General features: G+C 53.9%; 19 protein-coding genes. 5 read left to right on the top strand and 14 right to left on the bottom strand.

All coding sequences use genetic code 11. The annotated features are described in order from the left end of the window. Window positions 1-140 precede the first annotated feature (140 nt). From VFA09_15655 to VFA09_15645, 3 genes are read left to right on the top strand one after another with little or no spacing between them, the layout of a single operon-like run. A complete protein-coding gene (locus VFA09_15655; GenBank protein HZU68713.1) occupies window positions 141-1103 on the top strand; it encodes a PAC2 family protein in 963 nt (320 codons plus the stop codon). Further along, entirely contained in the window at window positions 1100-2527 is a 1428-nt protein-coding gene (locus tag VFA09_15650) for a CoA-binding protein (protein HZU68712.1), read from the top strand. The genes VFA09_15655 and VFA09_15650 overlap by 4 nt, the downstream gene beginning before the upstream one ends. Before the next feature lie 17 nt (window positions 2528-2544). Continuing rightward, window positions 2545-3006: a TIGR03618 family F420-dependent PPOX class oxidoreductase gene (locus VFA09_15645; protein HZU68711.1), complete on the top strand. Its 462-nt coding sequence runs from the start codon at window positions 2545-2547 to the stop codon at window positions 3004-3006. A 139-nt stretch (window positions 3007-3145) separates the two neighbouring features. Here VFA09_15645 and VFA09_15640 read toward each other — a convergent pair whose 3' ends face one another. The 5 genes from VFA09_15640 to VFA09_15620 all read right to left on the bottom strand — a co-directional run bounded on the left by VFA09_15640 (window position 3146) and on the right by VFA09_15620 (window position 10158). After that, window positions 3146-3454, bottom strand: coding sequence for a hypothetical protein (locus VFA09_15640; GenBank protein ID HZU68710.1), 309 nt, complete (start codon window positions 3452-3454; stop codon window positions 3146-3148). A 153-nt stretch (window positions 3455-3607) separates the two neighbouring features. Next, a complete protein-coding gene (locus tag VFA09_15635) occupies window positions 3608-4582 on the bottom strand; it encodes a trypsin-like peptidase domain-containing protein (GenBank protein HZU68709.1) in 975 nt (324 codons plus the stop codon). Window positions 4583-4773: 191 nt separating this feature from the next. Beyond that, window positions 4774-7092, bottom strand: coding sequence for a serine/threonine-protein kinase (locus VFA09_15630; protein ID HZU68708.1), 2319 nt, complete (start codon window positions 7090-7092; stop codon window positions 4774-4776). A 16-nt stretch (window positions 7093-7108) separates the two neighbouring features. Beyond that, complete coding sequence (locus VFA09_15625) at window positions 7109-9502, bottom strand: serine/threonine-protein kinase (GenBank protein HZU68707.1); 2394 nt, start codon at window positions 9500-9502, stop codon at window positions 7109-7111. 230 nt (window positions 9503-9732) lie between these two features. Then, window positions 9733-10158 carry a response regulator gene (locus tag VFA09_15620; GenBank protein HZU68706.1) on the bottom strand — a complete coding sequence of 142 codons (426 nt, stop codon included), beginning with the start codon at window positions 10156-10158 and terminating at the stop codon, window positions 9733-9735. A 217-nt stretch (window positions 10159-10375) separates the two neighbouring features. Here VFA09_15620 and VFA09_15615 point away from each other — a divergent pair, with 217 nt between their 5' ends. Then, a complete protein-coding gene (locus VFA09_15615; protein ID HZU68705.1) occupies window positions 10376-10831 on the top strand; it encodes a hypothetical protein in 456 nt (151 codons plus the stop codon). 23 nt (window positions 10832-10854) lie between these two features. Beyond that, window positions 10855-11760, top strand: coding sequence for an MBL fold metallo-hydrolase (locus VFA09_15610; protein HZU68704.1), 906 nt, complete (start codon window positions 10855-10857; stop codon window positions 11758-11760). Here the strand turns inward: VFA09_15610 and VFA09_15605 are convergent. The 9 genes from VFA09_15605 to VFA09_15565 form a co-directional block, all read right to left on the bottom strand. Next, window positions 11757-13055 carry a hypothetical protein gene (locus tag VFA09_15605; GenBank protein ID HZU68703.1) on the bottom strand — a complete coding sequence of 433 codons (1299 nt, stop codon included), beginning with the start codon at window positions 13053-13055 and terminating at the stop codon, window positions 11757-11759. The two genes, VFA09_15610 and VFA09_15605, sit on opposite strands and share 4 nt — an antisense overlap. 22 nt (window positions 13056-13077) lie before the next feature. Beyond that, complete coding sequence (locus VFA09_15600; protein HZU68702.1) at window positions 13078-13464, bottom strand: zinc ribbon domain-containing protein; 387 nt, start codon at window positions 13462-13464, stop codon at window positions 13078-13080. A 41-nt stretch (window positions 13465-13505) separates the two neighbouring features. Then, window positions 13506-14702, bottom strand: a complete 1197-nt coding sequence (locus VFA09_15595) for an aminotransferase class V-fold PLP-dependent enzyme (GenBank protein HZU68701.1) — start codon at window positions 14700-14702, stop codon at window positions 13506-13508. A 102-nt stretch (window positions 14703-14804) separates the two neighbouring features. Next, window positions 14805-15986, bottom strand: a complete 1182-nt coding sequence (locus tag VFA09_15590) for a cysteine desulfurase family protein (protein ID HZU68700.1) — start codon at window positions 15984-15986, stop codon at window positions 14805-14807. Window positions 15987-16001: 15 nt separating this feature from the next. Then, window positions 16002-16799: a class I SAM-dependent methyltransferase gene (locus VFA09_15585; GenBank protein HZU68699.1), complete on the bottom strand. Its 798-nt coding sequence runs from the start codon at window positions 16797-16799 to the stop codon at window positions 16002-16004. Next, the gene (locus VFA09_15580) at window positions 16796-18289 is read right to left on the bottom strand and encodes a pyridoxal-dependent decarboxylase (protein ID HZU68698.1); all 1494 of its coding nucleotides are present in this window, start codon (window positions 18287-18289) and stop codon (window positions 16796-16798) included. The genes VFA09_15585 and VFA09_15580 overlap by 4 nt, the downstream gene beginning before the upstream one ends. Window positions 18290-18349: 60 nt before the next feature. Further along, window positions 18350-18853, bottom strand: coding sequence for a DinB family protein (locus VFA09_15575; GenBank protein ID HZU68697.1), 504 nt, complete (start codon window positions 18851-18853; stop codon window positions 18350-18352). Window positions 18854-18966: 113 nt separating this feature from the next. After that, window positions 18967-19287 carry a mycoredoxin gene (locus VFA09_15570; GenBank protein HZU68696.1) on the bottom strand — a complete coding sequence of 107 codons (321 nt, stop codon included), beginning with the start codon at window positions 19285-19287 and terminating at the stop codon, window positions 18967-18969. A gap of 65 nt (window positions 19288-19352) precedes the next feature. Next, the gene (locus tag VFA09_15565) at window positions 19353-20597 is read right to left on the bottom strand and encodes an NAD(P)/FAD-dependent oxidoreductase (protein HZU68695.1); all 1245 of its coding nucleotides are present in this window, start codon (window positions 20595-20597) and stop codon (window positions 19353-19355) included. Between the last annotated feature and the right edge of the window lie 243 nt (window positions 20598-20840).

Here is a 20840-nt window from a genome sequence, read left to right as displayed (position 1 = left end):
GACGATTTCGCTACGAACACGATCCCCTGGTTCCTATGCTCCACCTTCATATTTATCTATCCCTTTTCAATCGTGGTACAATAGAGGCTACAAAACTCAAAGGATACCTGACACCCGCAGGTAAATGTCGAGGTTATATTATGGATTACGTACAATATTTTAAGCAGCCCGAACTGCGCAACCCCCTGCTCATAGCAGCATTTGCGGGCTGGAATGACGCAGCCGATGCCGCAACAACCGCCGTAAAGTTTCTCATTGAGCGTTGGAAACCAACGAAGCTTGCGGAAATCGATCCTGAGGAATTCTTCGTTTTTACGGAAACTCGCCCTTTAGTCCAATCTAACAAGGGTATACAGAATACGATTATCTGGCCTAGCAATCAGTTTTTGTCATACTCAGCCCCCTACCTGGATCACGATATCCTTATCTATCTTGGAGCTGAGCCGCAACTGAAATGGAAAACATTTACGAAAACATTTATGGATGTATGCAAGGGTTTTAACGTCTCTGAGGCCTTACTACTCGGAGCATTTCTGGTCGATATTCCACATTCTATGGATGTACCCATTTCTGGCTTTTCATCCAGTCCCGAATTGTTAGAGCGATTGCGCGAGTTGGATGTGCGCAGTTCGAGCTATTCCGGCCCAACCGGCATGGTTGGAGTGCTTCACGATAGCTTGCGTAACGCTGGCATCCCCGTTTCAAGTCTCTGGGCAGCAGCGCCACACTATCTTGCCGCAACTCCGAATATTAAGGTAACCGCCGCGCTACTTACGTATATGAACATATTCCTCTCATTCGGCCTTGACTTGAGTGATATACAGGCCGATGCCGTGCGCTTCGAGGAGCAAATAACAGCGCTGGTAGCGCGAGACCCGGAGGCCAGCGCATACGTGCGCAGATTGGAAGAGCAGGCTTCTGACCTGCTCGATGAGGAGGATGAGGATGAAGAGAGCGAGGACGACGAGTTGATTGTCAATCCCGACAAACCAATAAGCACAGGCCCATTACCCAGCGCCGATACCCTGATTCGCAGCGTCGAAGAACTTCTGCGCAAGGAACGTGAAAATAACCAGCAAAAAAATGACGAGGGCGATGCATGAGCGGCACTACATATACGCTCGAGGAAGTGCTGCATCCTCGTTCCGTGGCTATCATTGGCGTTTCACGTTCTCCCCACAAATGGGGGAATGTGGCAGCCAGGCAGCTGATTGCCGGTGGATTTCCCGGCGCTATTTATCTCATCAACCCCACAATTCGCGAGGTGCTGGGACGCGCAACCTACGCTAACCTGCGTGATGTACCTGGCCCCGTCGATCTGGCAGTCATTGCCACCTCTTTTAACCATGTTGCCCAGGCAATCGATGACTGCATTGCTCACGGCGTCAAGGGTATTGTTCTCATTACAGCAGGATTCAGCGAAACCGGCACCGAGGGTCGCGTCCTGGAACAGCAGATGGTGGCACGATGTCGCGACCATGGCATTCGTATCATCGGCAGCAACTGCATGGGAATTTATGTTCGCCGCTCGCATCTCAACGCGCTGGGCATGGTATTTCCCTTGCCTGCCGGCCCCATAGGATTGGTATCGCAGAGTGGCAACCTCGGCATGTACTTTTACGCCCAGGCCAATTTAGACGGCCTCGGTTTCACCACCTTTTTAAGCATTGGCAACGCCGCAGACGTGACATTCCCCGAATGCGTGCAATACCTGGCGAACGATCCAGAAACCAGCGTGATCGCCGGGTACGTCGAAGCGGTCTCGGAGGAAACGTTGCGCCAGGTCACGCAAGAGATGCGGGAACGCGGATGCTATAAGCCCGTCGTCATCCTGCTGAGCGGCGCTACAGAGGTGGGTGTGCGCGCCTCGCTCGCCCATACAGGAACGGTAGCCAGGGTGCGACCGGACAACGATGCCAGCCTGCTTGGTAGCGGCGTAGTGCGCATCCTGCGTTCAGACGAACTTTTTCCGGTAGCCCAGGCGCTCGCGATGCAACCACCTACACCTGGCGGAGGACGTCGCATCGCGATTATCGGCGATGGAGGCGGCAGTTGCATCGCTACGGGCGATGCAGCCATACGTGCAGGGCTGCAGGTACCTATACTCTCAACAGAAACGCAGCGAGCATTGCGCAAACTTATGCCAGATCGAGCCACATCTACGAATCCGGTCGATGTGGCAGGAGCGGCAGATGAAGATCCCATGTCATTCGCCTGGTTGACGGAGATCTGCTTGAAAGACCCGCAGGTCGATGGCGTGATTGTCACGGGTCTCTTTGGCGGATATCGCCAGCTCCTCTCAGAAGAATTTGGCGCGCGCGAGGAAGCCGCGGCGCATGAACTGGGCACGCTCGTCAGGCAGTACCAAAAACCGGTCTTGTTGCAGACTGTTTATGCCCGCCATGATATCCCCGCGCTGCACATTTTGCGACAGGAGAACGTGCCCTATTACGAGTCCATCGAGATTACGTGCCGGGCCATGGCGGCGCTAGCCGAAGTTGGAATGTTTCTGGCCGGAAAGCTTTGAAATTTGGAGGGAAATACATGAGTCGTCGAGACCAGATTCGCATGACTGACGAGGAAATACTTGCTTTCCTTGAAGAGCAACGTACCTTAGAGGTGGCGACTATTGATCACGATGGATGGCCGCACCTCGTTGCGATGTGGTATGTGCTGATCGATGGACAGCTCGTTTTCTGGACCTATGCCAAATCGCAAAAAGCGCTCAACTTGCGGCGAGATCCGCGGCTTACCTGCCTGGTTGAGACAGGTGTACGCTATGAAGAACTACGAGGTGTTCAGATCAAAGGGCGAGCAATACTCAACGATGACCGCGAAACTATTCAACGCATAGCTGAGAAGATTTTCGAACGTTACACCGGCGGTCCCCTGAATGATGCTACGCGCCAGATGATTGCAGCCCAGGTTCCAAAACGCGTACTGGTCTTTGTGGAACCGGTGGAGATCATCTCATGGGATCACCGGAAATTAGGCGGGGTGTATTGATAGCTGGATACGCCGTCTCAACGACAGGTAAATTACATCTGATGAAAGATGCCTGGTCTTCTATAGAAAAGACCAGGCATTCTGGTTTTATTGCAAAGCTACAATCCTGTATTACCTCTTCCACTGGTATCCGATGCTACTAATGCACCGCAGCCAGCAGAGAAAATGCCGCCAGAACAACTACAGCCGCGACAACAGCTATGAGCGCTATCCCGTGACGCGCATAACGGGTACTCTCATCCTCTTCCTTACCCAGGCTGCTGTAAAACCGCTGTTCAGCCGACGGGCGCTCAGCTCGCGCTGCAAGCGATCCAATGGGATGAACACGGGCATATCGACTTGGCCCCAGCACTCCCCGGGAAAAGAGGAACATATTCAACTTCGTGCCTATAACTATCAGCGCTACCGGCACTCCTACAAAGATGAATAGGAAAACTAATTGTGCCATAGCCTTTTCCTTGTTCTACGGGCGGGACCAATTACCCGATCCTGTGTCACGTCCCTTTCAATGTATAAGACGTAGCACATTTTGATTTATCAAATCAAGATGCTTTGAGTTTCGATGGAATCACAGGCACCTTGATATTGAAAAGGAAAAGGATTATAACACAACCGTAACTTTACGCTGTTTACCCCCTCTTAAGAAACTAACGATCACTTTTTCGCCGGCTCGATGGTGGCGCACGATGCGCTGTAAATCCTTCGGTTCGGTGACAGGTTCACCATCGGCAGCAATAATGATGTCCATGCGCTTCAGTTCTGCGAGATCGGCGGGGCCATCACCGCGCACTTCGAGAACCTCCATGCCATATTGCTGCGTCAGATTGAGGCTTTGCCGCAGCCTGGCATCCAGCTGCACGCGCATTCCGCCAACGCCCATAGATACGCTGCCGGGTCTGGCTTCGCGCCGCTGATTAATACGGGCAATCGCGGCTTTTACAGTATCCAGCGGGATTGAGAAACCCAGGCCTTGCGCCATCGGCATCATGGCCGTCGTGATGCCGATCACACGCCCCTGGCTATCGACAAGAGGCCCACCAGAATTTCCCGGATTGATGGAGGTATCTGTCTGAATCAGGTTGGTCATTCTGCCGCGCGCGCCCGCACCTTCAAGCGTGCGACCCAGCGCGCTTATTACGCCTGCTGTAACAGTCCAGTTCAATCCATAGGGATTCCCGACGGCAATCACCAGTTGACCTACTCTTAAAGGTGTGCGGCCCAGTTCAGCGACCGGCAGGTGATCTGCGCCAATACGCAGCACTGCTACATCAACTTCGGGGTCGCTGCCAACCAGTCCAGCATCAAAAGTACGTCCATCGGCCAGGGTCACACGAATACGCCGCGCATTGGCAACAACATGGGCATTGGTCAAAATCTGACCATCCGAGGCGAAAATGAAGCCGGAACCTAATCCACCACCATATTCCGGGCGAGGAGCATAATACTGTCCATAGCGTCCGCCCTCGCGTTCTATATCAATACGTACAACTGCAGGCCCAACTCTTTCGGCAGCAGAGGTTACCGCGTTAGAATAGGCATCTAAAGCCTCTGCATCCTTCTCATTTGTACTCATCATGTGCGTAGTACTTTCCCGTGGAACCCATTCTCTATGGCGTGCGTGCGAGGCGACGACTCAATGAGATTGCTAGAGATTGTATCACATGCGCCTCAAAACCGCTACTTTTGTGGATGGACAAAACGACACACTATGCTCAAAAAAATAGCAATTTTCTAGCAAGAACAGGTGAATACGAGTGGAAAGGCGCTCTACGCTCCATCCACCTTCCAGACGATCACCGTTGTATCATCATAGCCAACGGCGATGTAGCGCCCGTCCGGCGACCAGGCAAGATTGATGGCGGAACCGTTGCTGATGTTGTGCTGTGGGAATAGTAGCGTCTGGTTGATGTAGGTTTTAGCTGTGTACTTTTGCAGCGCCATCTGGATATCCCAGATATAGATACGCGGCGAACGCGGCAAGGATACTGCCAGATAACGACCGTTCGGCGACCACGACATTGACCAGACGTAGGGTGGATGAATATCGTTCTTTAGCAGCGGCTCATTGATTTGCAGCGTGAGCAACTGTTTATTACTCGTCACGTCCCAGATATAGATCAGGTCAAGATCGGAGGTCGCGAGTACACCGGGAGCAGTGGGCGACCAGGCCTGGCACTCATTATTGATGATGACATTGCTACCAAATTGTGGCCGGTTGACCATCGTGAAGGTCTGCAAGACGTTCCCGCTCGCCACATTCCAGATAACCTCCTTGCTGTAATCAGTATGGCCCGCCAGCTTTGAGCCATCAACCGACCAGCTTAAGGCGTCGAGGAAGCCAGCATTGTTACTGACGGTTGGGTCGAAATAGTTCAGCGTACTCTGCGGACCGTTGAGATGACCAGCTTGCCAGAGCGAGCATTTGATGCCCGGTGAGTTGAAATCATGCGTGGCAAATATATTACTGACCGGTGACCATGCGACCAGATCATATTTGGGGGTGAAAATATTGTTGGACTGGCTGCTATCCGTATAAATCTGCGGCTCGGCGTCGCTGTTGGTATTGATAACATAGACATTTTGATCAAGCACTACAGCAGCGATCATACGCCCATCGTTCGACCAGGAAAGAGCGTTGGGAAGCACCTGGCCTGGCAGCTTCCAGCTGCGTGTGGGCATGAGAAGCGTCCGCTGGCTGGTAACGGTAGGAAGCAGTGTGCCGATATCCCAAAGGAAGATAGATGAGTCTCTACCTCCGCTCGCCAGGTAACGTCCCGTCTTATCCCAGGCTACCTGCGCCACGGCATCCTTGTGCGCCACCAGCGAGAGCAAGGGAATACCTGGAATGAGCTTCTGCGGCCCAGGAATGGGAGTCGGAGTAGGCCCGGGTACTGTACGCTTACCGGAAGTAATAGTATGCGTTGTCATGATGCCTGAATGCGAATGCAGGTAGTAGAAGAGCGCGCTGCCCGCTCCAATTGCTACAACCGCCGCGCCTGTAGAACCTATGAGCAGCGAGCGACGCGATATCTTCTTACCCGCTTTACTTGTTGCTGTACCAGATACTACAGGCGAAGCCGGGGCCTTCTGCGTCTGCACAATAAACGGGGCAGCACCTTCCTGAGCAACAGCTACTGTATTCGTCATATTGGTTGGGCCGGAATAGGTAAGTGGGACCCGACCGGTATAATGTTTGCTCCACGGCGCGAGAATGGTTCCTTCGGCATCGGTGATGGCATGCGGGCCTTGCCATTTACCTTCCAGTGCATCGACCAGCTGGACGCAGGAAGCAGGGCGATCGATTGGTCGCTTCGCCAGCCCCCACAGCAGCGCCTGCTCGACCACAAGCGGTATAGCAGGATTGAACTGACGTGGGCGGGGTGGCTCCTCCTCGACCTGCTTGCGCAGTACGGTGAGTGTATCCCCCTGGAAAGGCAAATGGCCCGTCAAAAGCAGGTAAGCGGTCATTGCCAGGCTGTAAATATCGCTGGCTGGCACGGCATGTCCCTGCGCCTGTTCGGGAGCCATATATTCGGGCGTGCCTGCCCCGCTATGCGTGCGACCGGCGAAGGTAGGACTGGAGAGCAGCTTGGCGATGCCAAAATCGGCCAGGAACAGCCAGTTCTGTTGCAGCAGCATATTGGCGGGTTTGATGTCGCGGTGCAAGACCTGCTTACTGTGCGCGTAGTCGATGGCACTGGCCGCCTGGCGCAAGTATGACAACGCCTCACCGGGTGGAAGCGGCCCGTTAACGGAGAGAATACGATCACGTAGCGAGCCGCCTACGATGTTGGGCATGACGAGATAGGCAATGATGGTATTCGCATCGATCTGTTGCTCGCCAAAATCGTGTACTTGTAGGATGTTGGGATGTTCCAACGCGGCAGCAGCACGCGCTTCGCGTTCGAAATCTTCCAGGAAGACGCGCCCGTTTGCCACATCGACAGGCAGCAACTTCAGGGCGACCTGGCGGCGCAACTGGCTGTCTTCGGCCAGCCAGACCTCACCCATACCACCTCGTCCCAACAGGCGTATGAGCCGGTAGCGGCCAATCAACCGGCCCTGCAAATCTCTTAGAGAAAACATGCTCATCTTCTTCTCATCATCCTAGCCAGCGCGAGCTATTCCAGACGTAAATGCTCGCATTGAGGTCATTGTATCCCGCGGCCAGCCATTGCCCATCATTGGACCATGCCAGGGCAGTTACCTCAGCGCTGCCCTGCTTCGCATCCTTGAGCGTACCAGGAATGGTTGCCAGCGGAAAAGCATTGCCGGAGCTGCCCGGATAAAATTTCCAGATGTAGATGCTGCCCCGGTCATCACCTGCCGCGAGCAGGTGGTTGGTCGAGGGCGACCAGGCTAATCCGCGCAGGTTAGTGTTAACATTATTCGGCAGTTGAGGCGGCGCCACCTGGCTATAGTTGTCCTTCGCGTTCCAGATGGCGATAGAGCTTGCATTGAGCGTGTGGTCATCGCTGTATGCCGCGACAAAAGCTCCATCGTTTGACCACGTGACACCGGATACTCCGGTCAGAGCCGATGTATTCGTCACAAATTTCAAACCTGGTGTCCTACCGGCTTGTATTCTTGCTATCGTGACAGCTTCAGTAACGTTGTTGGGATCGGCGCCGTTTGAGGCGAAAGCCAGCAGTGAGCTATCAAAAGGCGAAGCAACCATCGGAACACAGGGATCAAGGATTGGATTGTTGATATAACCTGTCAGAGTGGATATTCCCAGCGCGCTAGCACTCATTGTAGGGTCAAAGAGTTCGTATTGTGAGGTGAGCTGGGTATTGTTGGGATTCGAGCTGGTAATATTCACACCCGTTACCAGGTAGCGACCCGCCCAGGCCATACCGGCGATAATGTTGCTACCGCTGACCTTGAGCGGAGTGCCGAGGCCGAAAGCGTTCGCGCTCAGGTCGCTTTTATAGACCGAGATATAGGTATTCGTGAAATCGACGCTGCCATTGCCAGGGAGTACATTACCTACCGCGATAGCCGAGCCATCAGGCGACCAGCAAAGCGTCAGCAGGATATCAAGCGCGCCCGGTGACTGCGTAGCAAGGGGCTGCACACTGACCATAGAGCCTGAGAGCGTGGGAATAGTCCAGCGAATGACCTGCCCGTCAAGACCAACCGAGGCCAGGGCCATTGTCGCCTGTTGCGACGGCGACCAGGCCAGCCCACAGACGGTCTTATTATGGCCGAGCAGGACGAAATCTGGATTCTTCGCATTGCTTCCCGCGCTCCTCGTTGGCGAGGAACGCGCATTCGGGTGTGTGGCTCCGGTCACAACAGGCGATCTTCCTGTCGAATTGTGATGTGAGACAAACTCCCACGTACCCACGCCTACGCCGGCCACTGCCAGCAGTGCCGCTGCGCCACCAATCAATACCTTACGCCGCGAGATGCGTGCCTGCTCGCTGCTCCCCTGTGCGCTGCTCGACGGCACCGTGGCACTATTCGTGCCAGTGAACACATTTGGCGAACTGGCCAGGGCTGAATTGAAAGCAGGCACTGTGCTGCTAAATGGTGTACCACTTGTGGGAGGCTGTGCCTGTATGAAATAAGTTGCCTCATGTGGTGAACTGGAGATAGCCTGTTGCAGCATACCTACGAAAGCACGCGCCGAAGGAGGTCGTCGCGTGGGGTCCTTTTCCAGCCCTTGCAGCAGCACTTGCTCGACGGCGAGCGAGAGATATGGATTGATCTGACGAGGTGGTGGTGGAGGCATCATGATATGTTGAATCGTTGTGGCATAGGGCGTTTCGGCACGGAACGGGACACGTCCGGTGAAGAGCTCATAGGCAATTACAGCCAGGCTATAGTTGTCGCTGGCCTCACTTGCCTGTCCCTGCGCCTGCTCGGGAGCCATGTATTCGGGAGTGCCGACGCCTATGCCCGTCTGTGTCAGGCGATTCTGATCGGTCAGTATGCGCGCAATACCGAAGTCTGCCAGCAGTAGCCAGTTATCCGCTCGCAACAGCATGTTGGCAGGTTTGATGTCACGATGGATGACGCCCTGCGCGTGGGCATAGTCGATGGCGTCAGCTGCCTGCGCTAGAAACTGAACGGCCTCTTGCTGCGACATGCTGGCACGATTATTCATGAGCCATCGTATACGGTCAGCAAGCGAACCGCCCTGCACAAACGGCATCACCAGGTAGGTAATGGATTGCCCATCCGCTAGCGGTTGCTCACCGAAATCATGTACCGGCAGGATATGGGGATGATTAAGTGCAGCAGCCGCACGCGCTTCGCGTTCGAATCGCTGTAAAAATTCCTGGTCGCTCTGACTGTGTACCGGCAGAGTCTTGATGGCAACCTGGCGGTGCAGTCGTGGATCTTCCGCCAGCCAGACCTCGCCCATACCACCCCGCCCGATGCGCTGCAAGAGACGGTAGCGGCCAAGTATGATCTGCTGCGTTTCAGACGAGAGGCTTGAACCTGTTAAGCCAGATGAGTTCTGTGGAGAGCCGAAATCCTTTGACATACTAATCTTCCTTGCATTACCACGTTTTCTGTGGACTTGCCCGTCATTCTTGTGTTTTCCACAGTGAAAGACGAACTTGCGCCCTGAAGTTTGTATGAATAATTTTTCATCTAGTACTTTTTGGCTCACTACTCCCTTGCTTGACAACCTCTACCGGAGGGTTCAACAGGGGACTGCCAGCAGAATACGAGCGTAACGGTTAGCAAGAAATAGCTTGAGGCAAACTATTGCTAAGCCGTCTGCAAGACGTTAGAAATCGCCGAAACCAGCGTCTGCAATTTAAAAGGCTTGGGAACCAGGCCGGCGCGTGGGGCAATTTTCAGCGCACTCGCCACCTCACTATCGGTCGCAGCGGTGCAAAAAATGAGCGGAAGAGAACGAGTTTGAGGGTGAGATTGTAGATGATGAAGGACCTCTAAACCGGTAATATCGGGCAGGTGAAGATCAAGAATCAGCACTTCAACCGGCAATACCGATACTTTTGTCGATTCTTGCGCCGCCTGTTTCTCGCTATGCTGCATCCTCCCAGCAAATAACGCCTGTAAGCATTCCCTGGGATGCCCGTAAATCGTAACCTGGTGACCGGCAAAGTTCAGCATTGTCGCACAGAGCTTCGCTACCCGGTCATTATCTTCCAGCAGACCGACCCTGGCCATACTAGACTAATTGCTCCTCATTTGTGATTGATAACCTTAACGTCCAAATTGTAAAATTTAAACTGGTAACCTGTCAAGCGGTACTGGTACTCTTTGGGTACTGATGAGCGAATTTGAGCTCCGCAAATTACTCTCTCGACGTCTGAGCCTATCTGCTGTACAATCAAGATGCACGAACCGGTGTACTATCCTTCTAGAAAATGGGCTGGAATAGTGAATGATTGAAGACAACAATGTAAAAAAAATACCAGTTAGCGTCGTGCGGTTTGGGATAGGAAAAGAGATACAGCTTTATCTTGACGAGCTGGTTGTAACGGGGCCTGAGGAAGACCAGGAGATACACGTACAACTTTCTGCTATTAAACGCCTGATTCTGATGCCTGGCGACCCCAATCCGGCCAAATTAGTGCTGATGGCAGACCTGGATGACGACACGACCATCATCCTGGTCGAAGGCATGACCAACGCTAAAGATTTTCGCGCGATGATACCGCACCTGGTTGAGCTCATACCTGATTTACAGCTTGATCCGCCGGATATGAGCGAGCAACTGCGCCAGGCACTCAACACAAAACGGGCCTGGACTCTTACCTGCTATGGCACATTCTTGCTGGTCTGCATCTTGCTCTTCGCACTTTATCTCGTGGTAGCCTATATCGGCGCGCACCATTAACATGCAAGAAAGTGAGCAATGCTATGCCTGATGGCGATGGGGTTTTCCTTGTCCCTGAGATGAGTCCTGATGCAAGGGTGCGCGTTTTTCGTCGCAGTTTATCCGCGCTCGAAGAGTTCGAGGGGTTCGAGGTCGATGCTTACGCTATCATCACCGACCGCTATGTGGTTGTTCTTGATACGATGCTCTTCCCCGACGATGTTGCGGTGATGATGCAATCGCTCCAGGAAGAACTGAGAGGACGCCAGGTATTGTGCGTCAATAGTCATGCCGACTGGGATCATGTCTATGGCAACAGCTATTTCACGGGCATGCACGCAGCGCCAATTATTGCTCATGAACACTGCCGCGCGCGTCTGCAATCGGCAGAGGCCAGAAACGAACTGGCCGACTTCCAGAAGCGCTATCCCATCTTCGCCAGTGTTGCTCTTGTACCACCGGCCATCACGTTCATCCAGGGTCTCACAATTCACGGTGGTAATCTGACCATCCAGCTTCTTCCCGCGCCGGGACATCGCCTCGATCATGTTGCTGCGTGGGTACCCGAATTGTCTTTGCTGCTGGCATTCGATGCCGTGGAAATGCCTATTCCTTCGATAGAGAATGCCGCTGGTGCGCCCTATATGTTCGCCACATTGGAGAGCCTGATCGCCTTGCAACCACACGTTGTCCTTTGTTCGCACGGCAAGACGACCAACCCACAGCTTATGCAAGACAACCTGAGCTATCTGCGCGAGATCGAACAACGCTGCCACGCCGTGATCCAGACCCAGCGCCCAGAGGCGGCGGATCTTGCGCACCCATCCAAATTGATCAACTATCCATTTGATGAAGTAATTGCAGGAGTAACTGCGCCAGTAGATCGCACATTTTACGAGCAGGTTCACGAGGACAACATCCGCGCCATTACGGAGTGGTTGATGGGCTAGTCGTCTATTTCACCCGCATCCCTATGCTCATTTCCGTCCTCACCGACCTCTAAGCCTGGCGAAACCACGTGCCCATTTTTCGACTGAATCGTATCTTCAGGCACGGCTCTATATTGTTCAAGCGGTTCAGGGGGTCTTTCAACGATACGTTCCGGCTTGAGCATGTTTCGTGAGCGTCGTCGCCCCCGTGAGATCAGCATAAAGAGCAGGTAGAAGAACAATAAAATCACCAGGATGGGGATGAGACGATCAATGCTGAAAGGGCCACTGCTCCCCGGATAAATATATATGCCCCTGGATGCAGCATACAGTTGACTATAACCGCTTGCCCCTTGCGCCAATCCATACACAGCCTGGTCTGTGGGGATACCGGATGCGATCCCACCCCACGTTTGCCCGCTATCCGCACTTCGCAATACTCCTATATCCGTCGCGATATAGACGGTGGTGGCCTGGGAGTAATCGGTGAGAATTGCATGAACGCCTATCCCAGCAAGCGAATCCTTGCTCTGTGACCAGCGCGCACCAGAATCGGTTGAGAGGTAAAAGCCATGATTTGTGCCCGCGTAGATCAACCCGGCAGTCCCTCCACTGACATCCGCCGGGAGTATGGCATTGATGATATCGCTCGCCGGAATGCCATTATTCAACAGCTGCCAGCCCGATCCTCCATTGCCTGACCGGTACACACCCATATCCGTAGCAGCCCATAACTGATGCGTATTTGGGTCATAGACCAGGTCATTGATCGTGTCTCCGGTGGGCAGACCGGCGCTGATACTCGACCAGCTCGTTCCATTATTTGCACTTTTGAACACACCTTGATGTGCCGTTCCTACATAAATGACGCTGGCAGTATTGGGATCAAAAGCAATGGCCGTGAAACTGTCTGTTGGCAGGCCGGTACTGGGGCCGGCAATGCTACTCCAATGCTGAGTTCCACCCACGCTTACATACAGTCCAGCATCGGTCGCGGCATAGAGCTTTTTCCCGGCATTATCGAAAGCAAGGGCATGAACGCCGGTTGGTACAGGCAGACCCGTATTATTCTGCACCCAGTTCTGGCCGGCATTGCTACTGCTGAATACCCCATCTTGCGCATCACCCGCGTAGATATCCTGCAAATTGTTGGGATTCACAGTAAGGGTACGGATATTTTGATTCTGCAACCCGCTTGCCTGCCATGTACCTCCGGCAAAAATGCCCACAGTGGTACCACATGCCGAAAGCAGGACAAGCAGCGGCAATAACAGCAGCAAACGACTATTGCGAACCCTTTTCATAAAACCGGCCATGGATGCTTCCCCATATCAAACGTCAGTCCTCGCGGCGAATTACCCGGCTCATATACACGACTGTCTCATGTATCTCATAGCCCCTGGGCAGCTTCACCGGCCTGTTATCCTGCTGCGTCAAAATTTCGCGCAGGTTAGCAGGGGTGAGCGCTGGCAACAATTTCGTAGCCTTACGCGATCCTCGCGTCATACGCGCCAGCAAACTGCGGCGCACTAATTCCAGGCCAAACCCAAAAGCCACAGCGCCAACACCGGCAGCTACACGCGGCAACTGTGGATTGCTCAGAATAGCGGGCAGGTTAGAACGGGTGGTAACCAGGCTCGTTGATGGCCTGGTAAGTTCAGTTCCACATTCGTGGCAAAACTGATCGTCAGCCGAATTATTTGCATTACAATTTGGGCAAAGCACTTCACTTCCTCCTCTAAGATTCAAGGCATTCTCCAGCGTAGCTATTTCCTTTTTTCTAATATCTCTGCAATTGCGTCGATTACAATTGCATTCTCATCAATCGTATTATAAAAGTATGGCGAGACTCGCAACAACCCTGGACGGGAATCGGTAATAATGTCGCGAGCCAGCAGCGCTTCGACAATCTCTTCAGGGCGCTCGAACTGGAGCATCACAATCGAACTGCGGCGTTCCGGCTGCTGGGGCGCGCGCACATTCCAACCACGTTCGCGCGCGCGATCAACCAGGTCATTTGTGAGGTAACGCGTCCTCTCACAGATATGCTCGACGCCGATTTCCCTCACGATATCGAGACCTCCATTGGCCGTGTAAATGGTCGGGACGGCAGGAGTACCCATCTCAACTCGCGCCGCATCGTCACGAAACTCGAATTCGCGCGTTTTGAACTTGAACTGCTCTCTATGTCCAAACCAGCCTGTGATGGTTGGCTGCAACTGGGGTATCAACCCCTCGCGAATATAGACGAGCGCTAACCCTGGGCCGCCCATCAGCCATTTGAGCGTGCCCGTTACCAGGAAGTCAATATCCAGGGCATGAACATCAATAGGAATCTGACCGGTTCCCTGGTAATCATCAATCAGGATATACGCGCCATTTTTATGGGCAATATCGGCAACCGCTTTCACATCCTGAATATAGCCGCTGGTAAAGAAGACGCGCGAGGTAGCGACCAGCGCCGTCTTGCTGTTTACCTCCTTTTCAAACAACTCGGGCGGCGTATAAATACGGTCAGGACTTTCAACAAAGCGACATTCTACCCCCAGGCGTTCTTTTACGAGCCATTGATAGGCCAGCGTGGGAAAGTCCATATCGGCCAGCACCACCTGGTTGCGCTTACTATAATCCAGGGCGGTAGCAATTGAACTGATGGCAGAGGAGACGCTGGGAGCAATCGCGACTTCATTCACCTGCGCGCCAATAATCGAGGCAAATTTTTCCCGAACTTTGGCAATTTCTCCCATCCAGATTTCGTACCACGCGTGTGCGCCCCATTCGTTCCACATTTCCTGAAACTGTGCCAGTCCTTGCATGGAGCGATCCGAAAGAGCGCCCAACGAACAACTATTCAAATATGTTTTGCGCTGCAAAATGGGAAATTCTGAGCGATACTTCAGCAGTTCTGGATGTTCAATGGCACCTGGGGCGGGGAAATACTTACTAGATTCGCTTATTGTCATCGTAGATGTGCTCCTTTGCAACTTCTATGAGGAACCTTTCGCATGGCAGGTTCAACAACACTTGAACCGGTTCGCCTGCACTGCCTACACGGAGTAGGCAGATTACTCTCTATTGTACCCCTTACTGGAGAGAGAATCTATAGTTCTCGCCAGCAAACTCGCGGCCCTCTCAACATCATCTTCCGTTGTCCAGCGCCCCAACGTCAGGCGCAAGGCGCCAAGCGCTCTCGCGCGTGACATTCCCATTGCCACCAGTACGGGAGATGGATCAGTACTGCCCTCGTGACAGGCCGAACCCGTCGAACTGGCGATTTCAGGCGTAGCGGCCAGAACCTCTTCACCCACTACACCCTCTATGCTCACATTGAGCGTATTGGGCAGGCGCTCGGTCACGTGACCATTCAGGAATACACGCGTTGGAACATATTGTTCCAGTCGCTGCTGCAAGCGGTCGCGCAGCCTCCGCATACGGTCCCGGCTCTCGGCGAGTTGTTCTTGCGCAATCATGCATGCTGTACCCAGCGCCACGATATAGGCGACGTTCTCAGTTCCCGCCCTGCGTCCACTCTCCTGCCCTCCGCCATAGATGGCGGGTTCCAGATGGAGTCCTTGCCGGATGTAAAGCGCACCGATTCCCTTGGGCGCGTAAACTTTGTGGCCGGCAACGGTCAGCAAATCAACACCCAGCTCATCAACGAGCGTGGGAATCTTGCCAACCGACTGAGAGGCATCGCTATGCATGAGTGCTCTATGACGGTGGGCGATCTCCGCAATCTGTTTGATGGGCTGCAATGTGCCGGTTTCATTGTTAGCATGCATAATGGTAACCAGCACCGTCCTGTCATCGATTGTGGCTTCAACCTGCGCCGGATCGACCTGCCCGTACTTGTCCACTGGCAGATACGTGACACGAAAACCATGCAGCCGCTCCAGGGCATGGCAGGTATTGATTACCGCCGGGTGCTCTGTCGCTTGCGTGATAATATGGTTACCGAAATGCCGCCGCGCCAGCGCTGCGCCACGAATGGCAAGATTATCGCTTTCAGAACCTCCGCCCGTGAAGGCGATCTCCGCGGGCGAGCAGTTCAACAGGCTGGCAACCTGCTTTCTCGCGGCATCCACGGCCTCACGTGTCGCGTGCCCATATGCATGTGTGCTTGATGGATTGCCAAAATGGATGGCCAGGTAGGGCAGCATGGCCTCAACAACCGCCGGATCAACGGGCGTGGTGGCATTGTAGTCGAGATAGATAGGCCCGTCTTGCAGGCCTGGATGCATCTTCATAGCGATAGCTCTTTTCTACTTTCCTACAAACTGCTGGGGAAGTCCCCATATCACGTGCCCGGAAATTTGAAATTCCAGCATGCCATCCTTCGCCATGGGAGTCACCACTTCTCTGACCTCCCTATCAAAAGCAGCGGCATTCTCCTCGCCCATGCGTTCTCGCGACAGGCCGTTCCTGGAATGGTACGACTCAATATAATCGTCTACGGACTGGACGAATAGCACCGGAGCCGTCTCTTTCTCACCAGCTTTCTGAAAGAGGCCGCGTTTTTCCAGTTCCTCTATCAAGTCATAAGGCTGAAAGTGGCGATTCGTCGAGTAACGGCTTATGATGGGCCCAATCTTACCATCCCACCATTCGGATGATGCTTTCGTTCCCACTATTGCCACAAATGCGTCCGGCAAAAGCATCTCGCGAAAGCGCGGCATCACCACATACCAATCCATCCAGTGCAGGCTGGCGCCGGCAGTTACCAGTGCATAAGGTGGCGCCAGCGGCACCTCTTCAACCGGCCCACAAATCCAGTTGAGCTTTGGATTATCACCGCCCGGAAGCTTCTTTCCCGTTTCGATCATATTGGCGGAGAAATCCACTGCATCGACCCGTTCTACAAAATGTACCAGTTCGCGCGCGATATCTCCTCGCCCGCATCCAACATCGAGTACCACACGCGACTCGCCGCTCATCAGACCCGCCAATATTTTGAATGTTTCGGTAGGGTAGGGCGGGCGATACTGGTAGGCATCTACAATGCTGCGGTCCTGAAATTGAGCGCCGTACTCTGGCTCAAGATGGCGCGGCTTCGGGATCATTTCGCCATCTCCTGTGTAAGCGCCTCCTGCAATTCTCCCCATAATTGCAGGATATGCTGCTCCGTGGTACGCATATTGCCTATGGCGATACGGATGGTAAATTTACCATGCAACTTCGTGTGCGACAGAAAGAAGTGACCGGCAGTGTTAATACGGTTCATGATGCGCTCATTCAGGACATCTAGCTGCTCTTCATCATCCATGCCCCGTGGATGGGCGCGAAAACAGACGGTGCTGAAAGGTGTGGGGGCCATACGCTCAAAATCCTGCGACTCGTCGATCCACCCGGCGACAAGTTGACCCAGGCGGTTATGCTCGGAAATGCGCGCCGCCAGCCCCTCCTGGCCAAAGTAGCGCATAATCATCCAGAGTTTCAGCGAGCGGAAGCGCCGACCAAGCGACGTTCCATAATCCATGAGATTGGGCACTTCGTCGCCAGCGCTCTCGCTGTTGCGTAAATACTCGGGAACCAGGCTGAACGCTGCTTTCACCACGTCCGGCTTGCGTGTGAAGAAAACGCTGCAATCAATCGGCGTGAAGAGCCACTTGTGGGGATTGACGATAATTGTATCGGCGCGCTCGCAGCCGGCCAGTACCCAGCGCATCGACGGATCAATGGCGGCAGAACCACCATACGCGCCGTCGACGTGCAGCCACAAACCGTACCGTTCGCAAATGTTCGCAATCTGCGGTACGGGGTCAACGCTCGTGGTAGAGGTAGTGCCGACCGTGGCAACAACCGCAAACGGTAGCCAACCCTCGGCAATATCCTCCTGGATGGCCTGTTCTAATTGCGCAACATCCATACGAAACTCGCTATCAACACCGATTTTGCGCAAACCGGCCTGTCCAATGCCCAGCACAATTCCGGCTTTCTCAACCGATGAATGGGCCTCCTGCGAGGCATAATAACGCAGGCGCGGCACATCAGGCCGGCCCGACATCCCCTGCTGGCGTATATGCAGACCGGGGATAGCTTCACGTGCCGCGGCCAGCGCATAGAGCACGCCGGAGGAGGCCGTATCGTTAATCACACCAAAGAGGGGATTGGGCAGGCCGAGCATTTGTCTCAGCCAATCGAGCGTGACCTGCTCCAATTCCGTCGCCGCCGGCGAGGTGCGCCAGAGCATAGCATTGACATTCAAGGCAGCGGCAAGCATTTCGCCAAGAATACCGGGGCCTGAGCCGGTGACGCCGAAATAAGCCAGGAAACCGGGCGAATTCCAGTGTGTAATGCCGGGCATCAACACCCTTTCAAAATCTGCCAGGATGGTCTCCATCGCCTCCGGTTCCTTCGGCGGCTGACCGGGCAGCGCATGACGAATATCACCCGGCGCGGTCTCCGCCAGGACGGGATACTCTCCCACATGCGCCAGGTAATCCGCGATCCAATCGACTATCTGATGTCCATATGCACGAAATGATTCCGGGTCCATATCCCCCGTGTTCGAAGCCTGCTGGGCCAGGTCAAGATAAGCGCGTTCTTCCATAAAGCTATCTTCCTTCTAGCGATTTTTAACCTGGATTAAAGTATATCGCTTGCTGATAAGTTACTGTTCTTTTTTCACCTTCTCCAGCCAGGCGCGCATATCTGGCTCGTGTTCCTGGTGGAAATGAGCGAAGAGCATGCTGCCACGGAGCTGCTCTTCTTCCAGCCCCAGCCTGCGCCGCAGGTCCTGCAGTTCACCCTCAGGAAAGGCATCAAGGGTATCTATCAGTTGCTGGAAGACTTCCCGCGAATCGCTGAGAACATCTGCCAGGGGGCGGTTGCGATTGGACTCGTAAATCCAGGCATTGATTTCATCGTCTTCCCGCAGTTCCGGCGGCCAGGGCGGTGAAAAGTCTGGCGCATGATTCAGAAGCGCCTGGAAGCGCCGAACCGAGCGGCGGCGCCAGCCCGTTAAGTGAGCCACGATATCCTTGATCGACCAGCCACCGGCGACCTCTGGCTGCGTCATATGAGCTTCCCCAATCTCGGCGAGCAAGGCTTCCCAGGCCGCCTGTTCATTGCGCAATTCGGCGAGGAGTTGAGCTTTGGTGAGAGAAGTTTCCATGCTGCTTTCCTTTCATTCGAGACCGTGTGTGCCAATTTCCCACAGTTTAGCACAAAAATATGAAAAGAGGCTGACCATTGCAGTCAGCCTCTTTATCGGTTCGCTTTTACATGCTAAAAGAAGATCATATCTTTCCTTTTGCTCTCCGGATCATCATCCTGAAACTTTGCGGCAAGCTGGCGAGGAGAGGGTTCCACCAGGATAGAGCCATCGGGAAAGATAATCGTCGGCACGCTTTGATAGCCGCCGTTCACACGCCGGACATATTCGGCGGCTCCGGCGTCCTCTTCGATATTGATATATTCATAGGCAATACCATGAGAGTCGAACCAGCGCTTTGCCATCCGGCAATCTCCACACCACGTGGTGGCATACACCTTGATCTTCTTTTCGGTGTTTTCGTTGGTTGACGGGTTTGTTGTCGCGTTCTGCACAAATAACTCCTTGAAGTGAGCATTGCTTGAGATATGGTTGTCCATCTACTTATTCAAACAAGCTATTAGCGGGAGATATTCCCGGCAGGCTTGTTGATGCGCTCAAGCATCAAATCAAGGAACTTTTTGCTACCCGTGGCGACAAGACCAGGGTTGCGCGCGAGTACCCCCATTACCAGGCCGGCGCTAAAATCACCACGTAAGGCCTGCGCCATCTGCGATGGGGTGAGCCGGCGCATCAGGTCGAGCGCGCCATCCCATTGATCATCACTATAATTGGCGATGCGCTTATTAATCATGTAGGCAATATCCATATCGCGGCCAAAGCGCGCTCGCCACTGCTTATCGAAGCGTTCCAGAAAAGCAGCCGAGGTATCGTTTGCCCTTATCGCTTCGGCGGCCACGGCCCCCGCCATCTGCCCCGAATAAATCGCAAAACGAATGCCCTCGCCTACGAGTGTAGAACCATGCCCGGCGGCATCACCGGCCAGCAGCAAGCCATCGCGCGAGAATCGTTCGAGCGGCCCCTCCGATGGGAACAACCCCGTATGATACTCAATCGGGCTGGCATCGCGAAATTTATCGACCAGCTGCGGTAAATCGCGCATGATGCTATCCAGGTAGCCACGCGCATCCTCTTCACAATCAGGGTGCAGCACGCCCACTCCTAATCGGACGCGCCCGTTGCCACGAGGGAAAGCCCAGGCGTAACCACGCGGTGCGAACTGACTGCCCATAATCAAATATAATTCATCTTGCGGATAGTTCGGCGCGTAGAGATCATATTCGGCACCATAACCATAACGATGAAATGCCTTACCCATCTCGGTTCGCACGCCTATATGCCGCGAGAAGCCACTAGCATCAATAGTGACTGGCGCTCGCATGGTGATTCGTTCACCCACGTGGTTCTTCGCCGTCACCCCCGCGACACTGCCATTTTCCAGAATCGTCTGCTCGACGGTGTGCCGGACTCGCAACGTAGCTCCGGCAGCAACAGCACGGCCCGCGAGGTGCTGGTAGACGCCCCGCACATCCAGAACGCAGGCAACCGCGGGATCATAGTGCAACTTCACTTCACGACGCGGGGAGACAAAAGTAACATTCGTTACTGGATGATAGAGGTGTTCCGGGATGCCGAGCGCCTTCATATCGCTCACCCAGCTCCCTCCACTCGTATGGACGGGATAACCGATTTCGTTCTGGCGTTCCAATACGATCGTTCGCGCACCCTGCTTAGCGGCAGTCTCAGCAGCCGCCAGTCCTGCCGGACCACCGCCAACAATCAAAACATCGCAATCAACTGGCATGTATATCCTTCTTTATAAAAAACATCCACAGATTCATCCAACAAATATCAGTCTGCCGGATGGTCAGTTTTTTTCACGCTGGAAATCATTGCTGGAATAGTATAGCCTACCTCAATCGTTATTGTCTACCAATGACACCTCACCCTAAAAACCCTGCCTTACAACTTTTCTTCCTCCTTCTCGTACATAAATATGGCCGAGCAGGTTGGAAAGCTGCGCGAGCAGATGCTTACTGCAAACACA

The sequence above is a fragment of the Ktedonobacteraceae bacterium genome (assembly GCA_035653615.1).
Taxonomy (GTDB): domain Bacteria; phylum Chloroflexota; class Ktedonobacteria; order Ktedonobacterales; family Ktedonobacteraceae; genus DASRBN01.
This window is presented reverse-complemented; position numbering and strand designations above follow the sequence as displayed.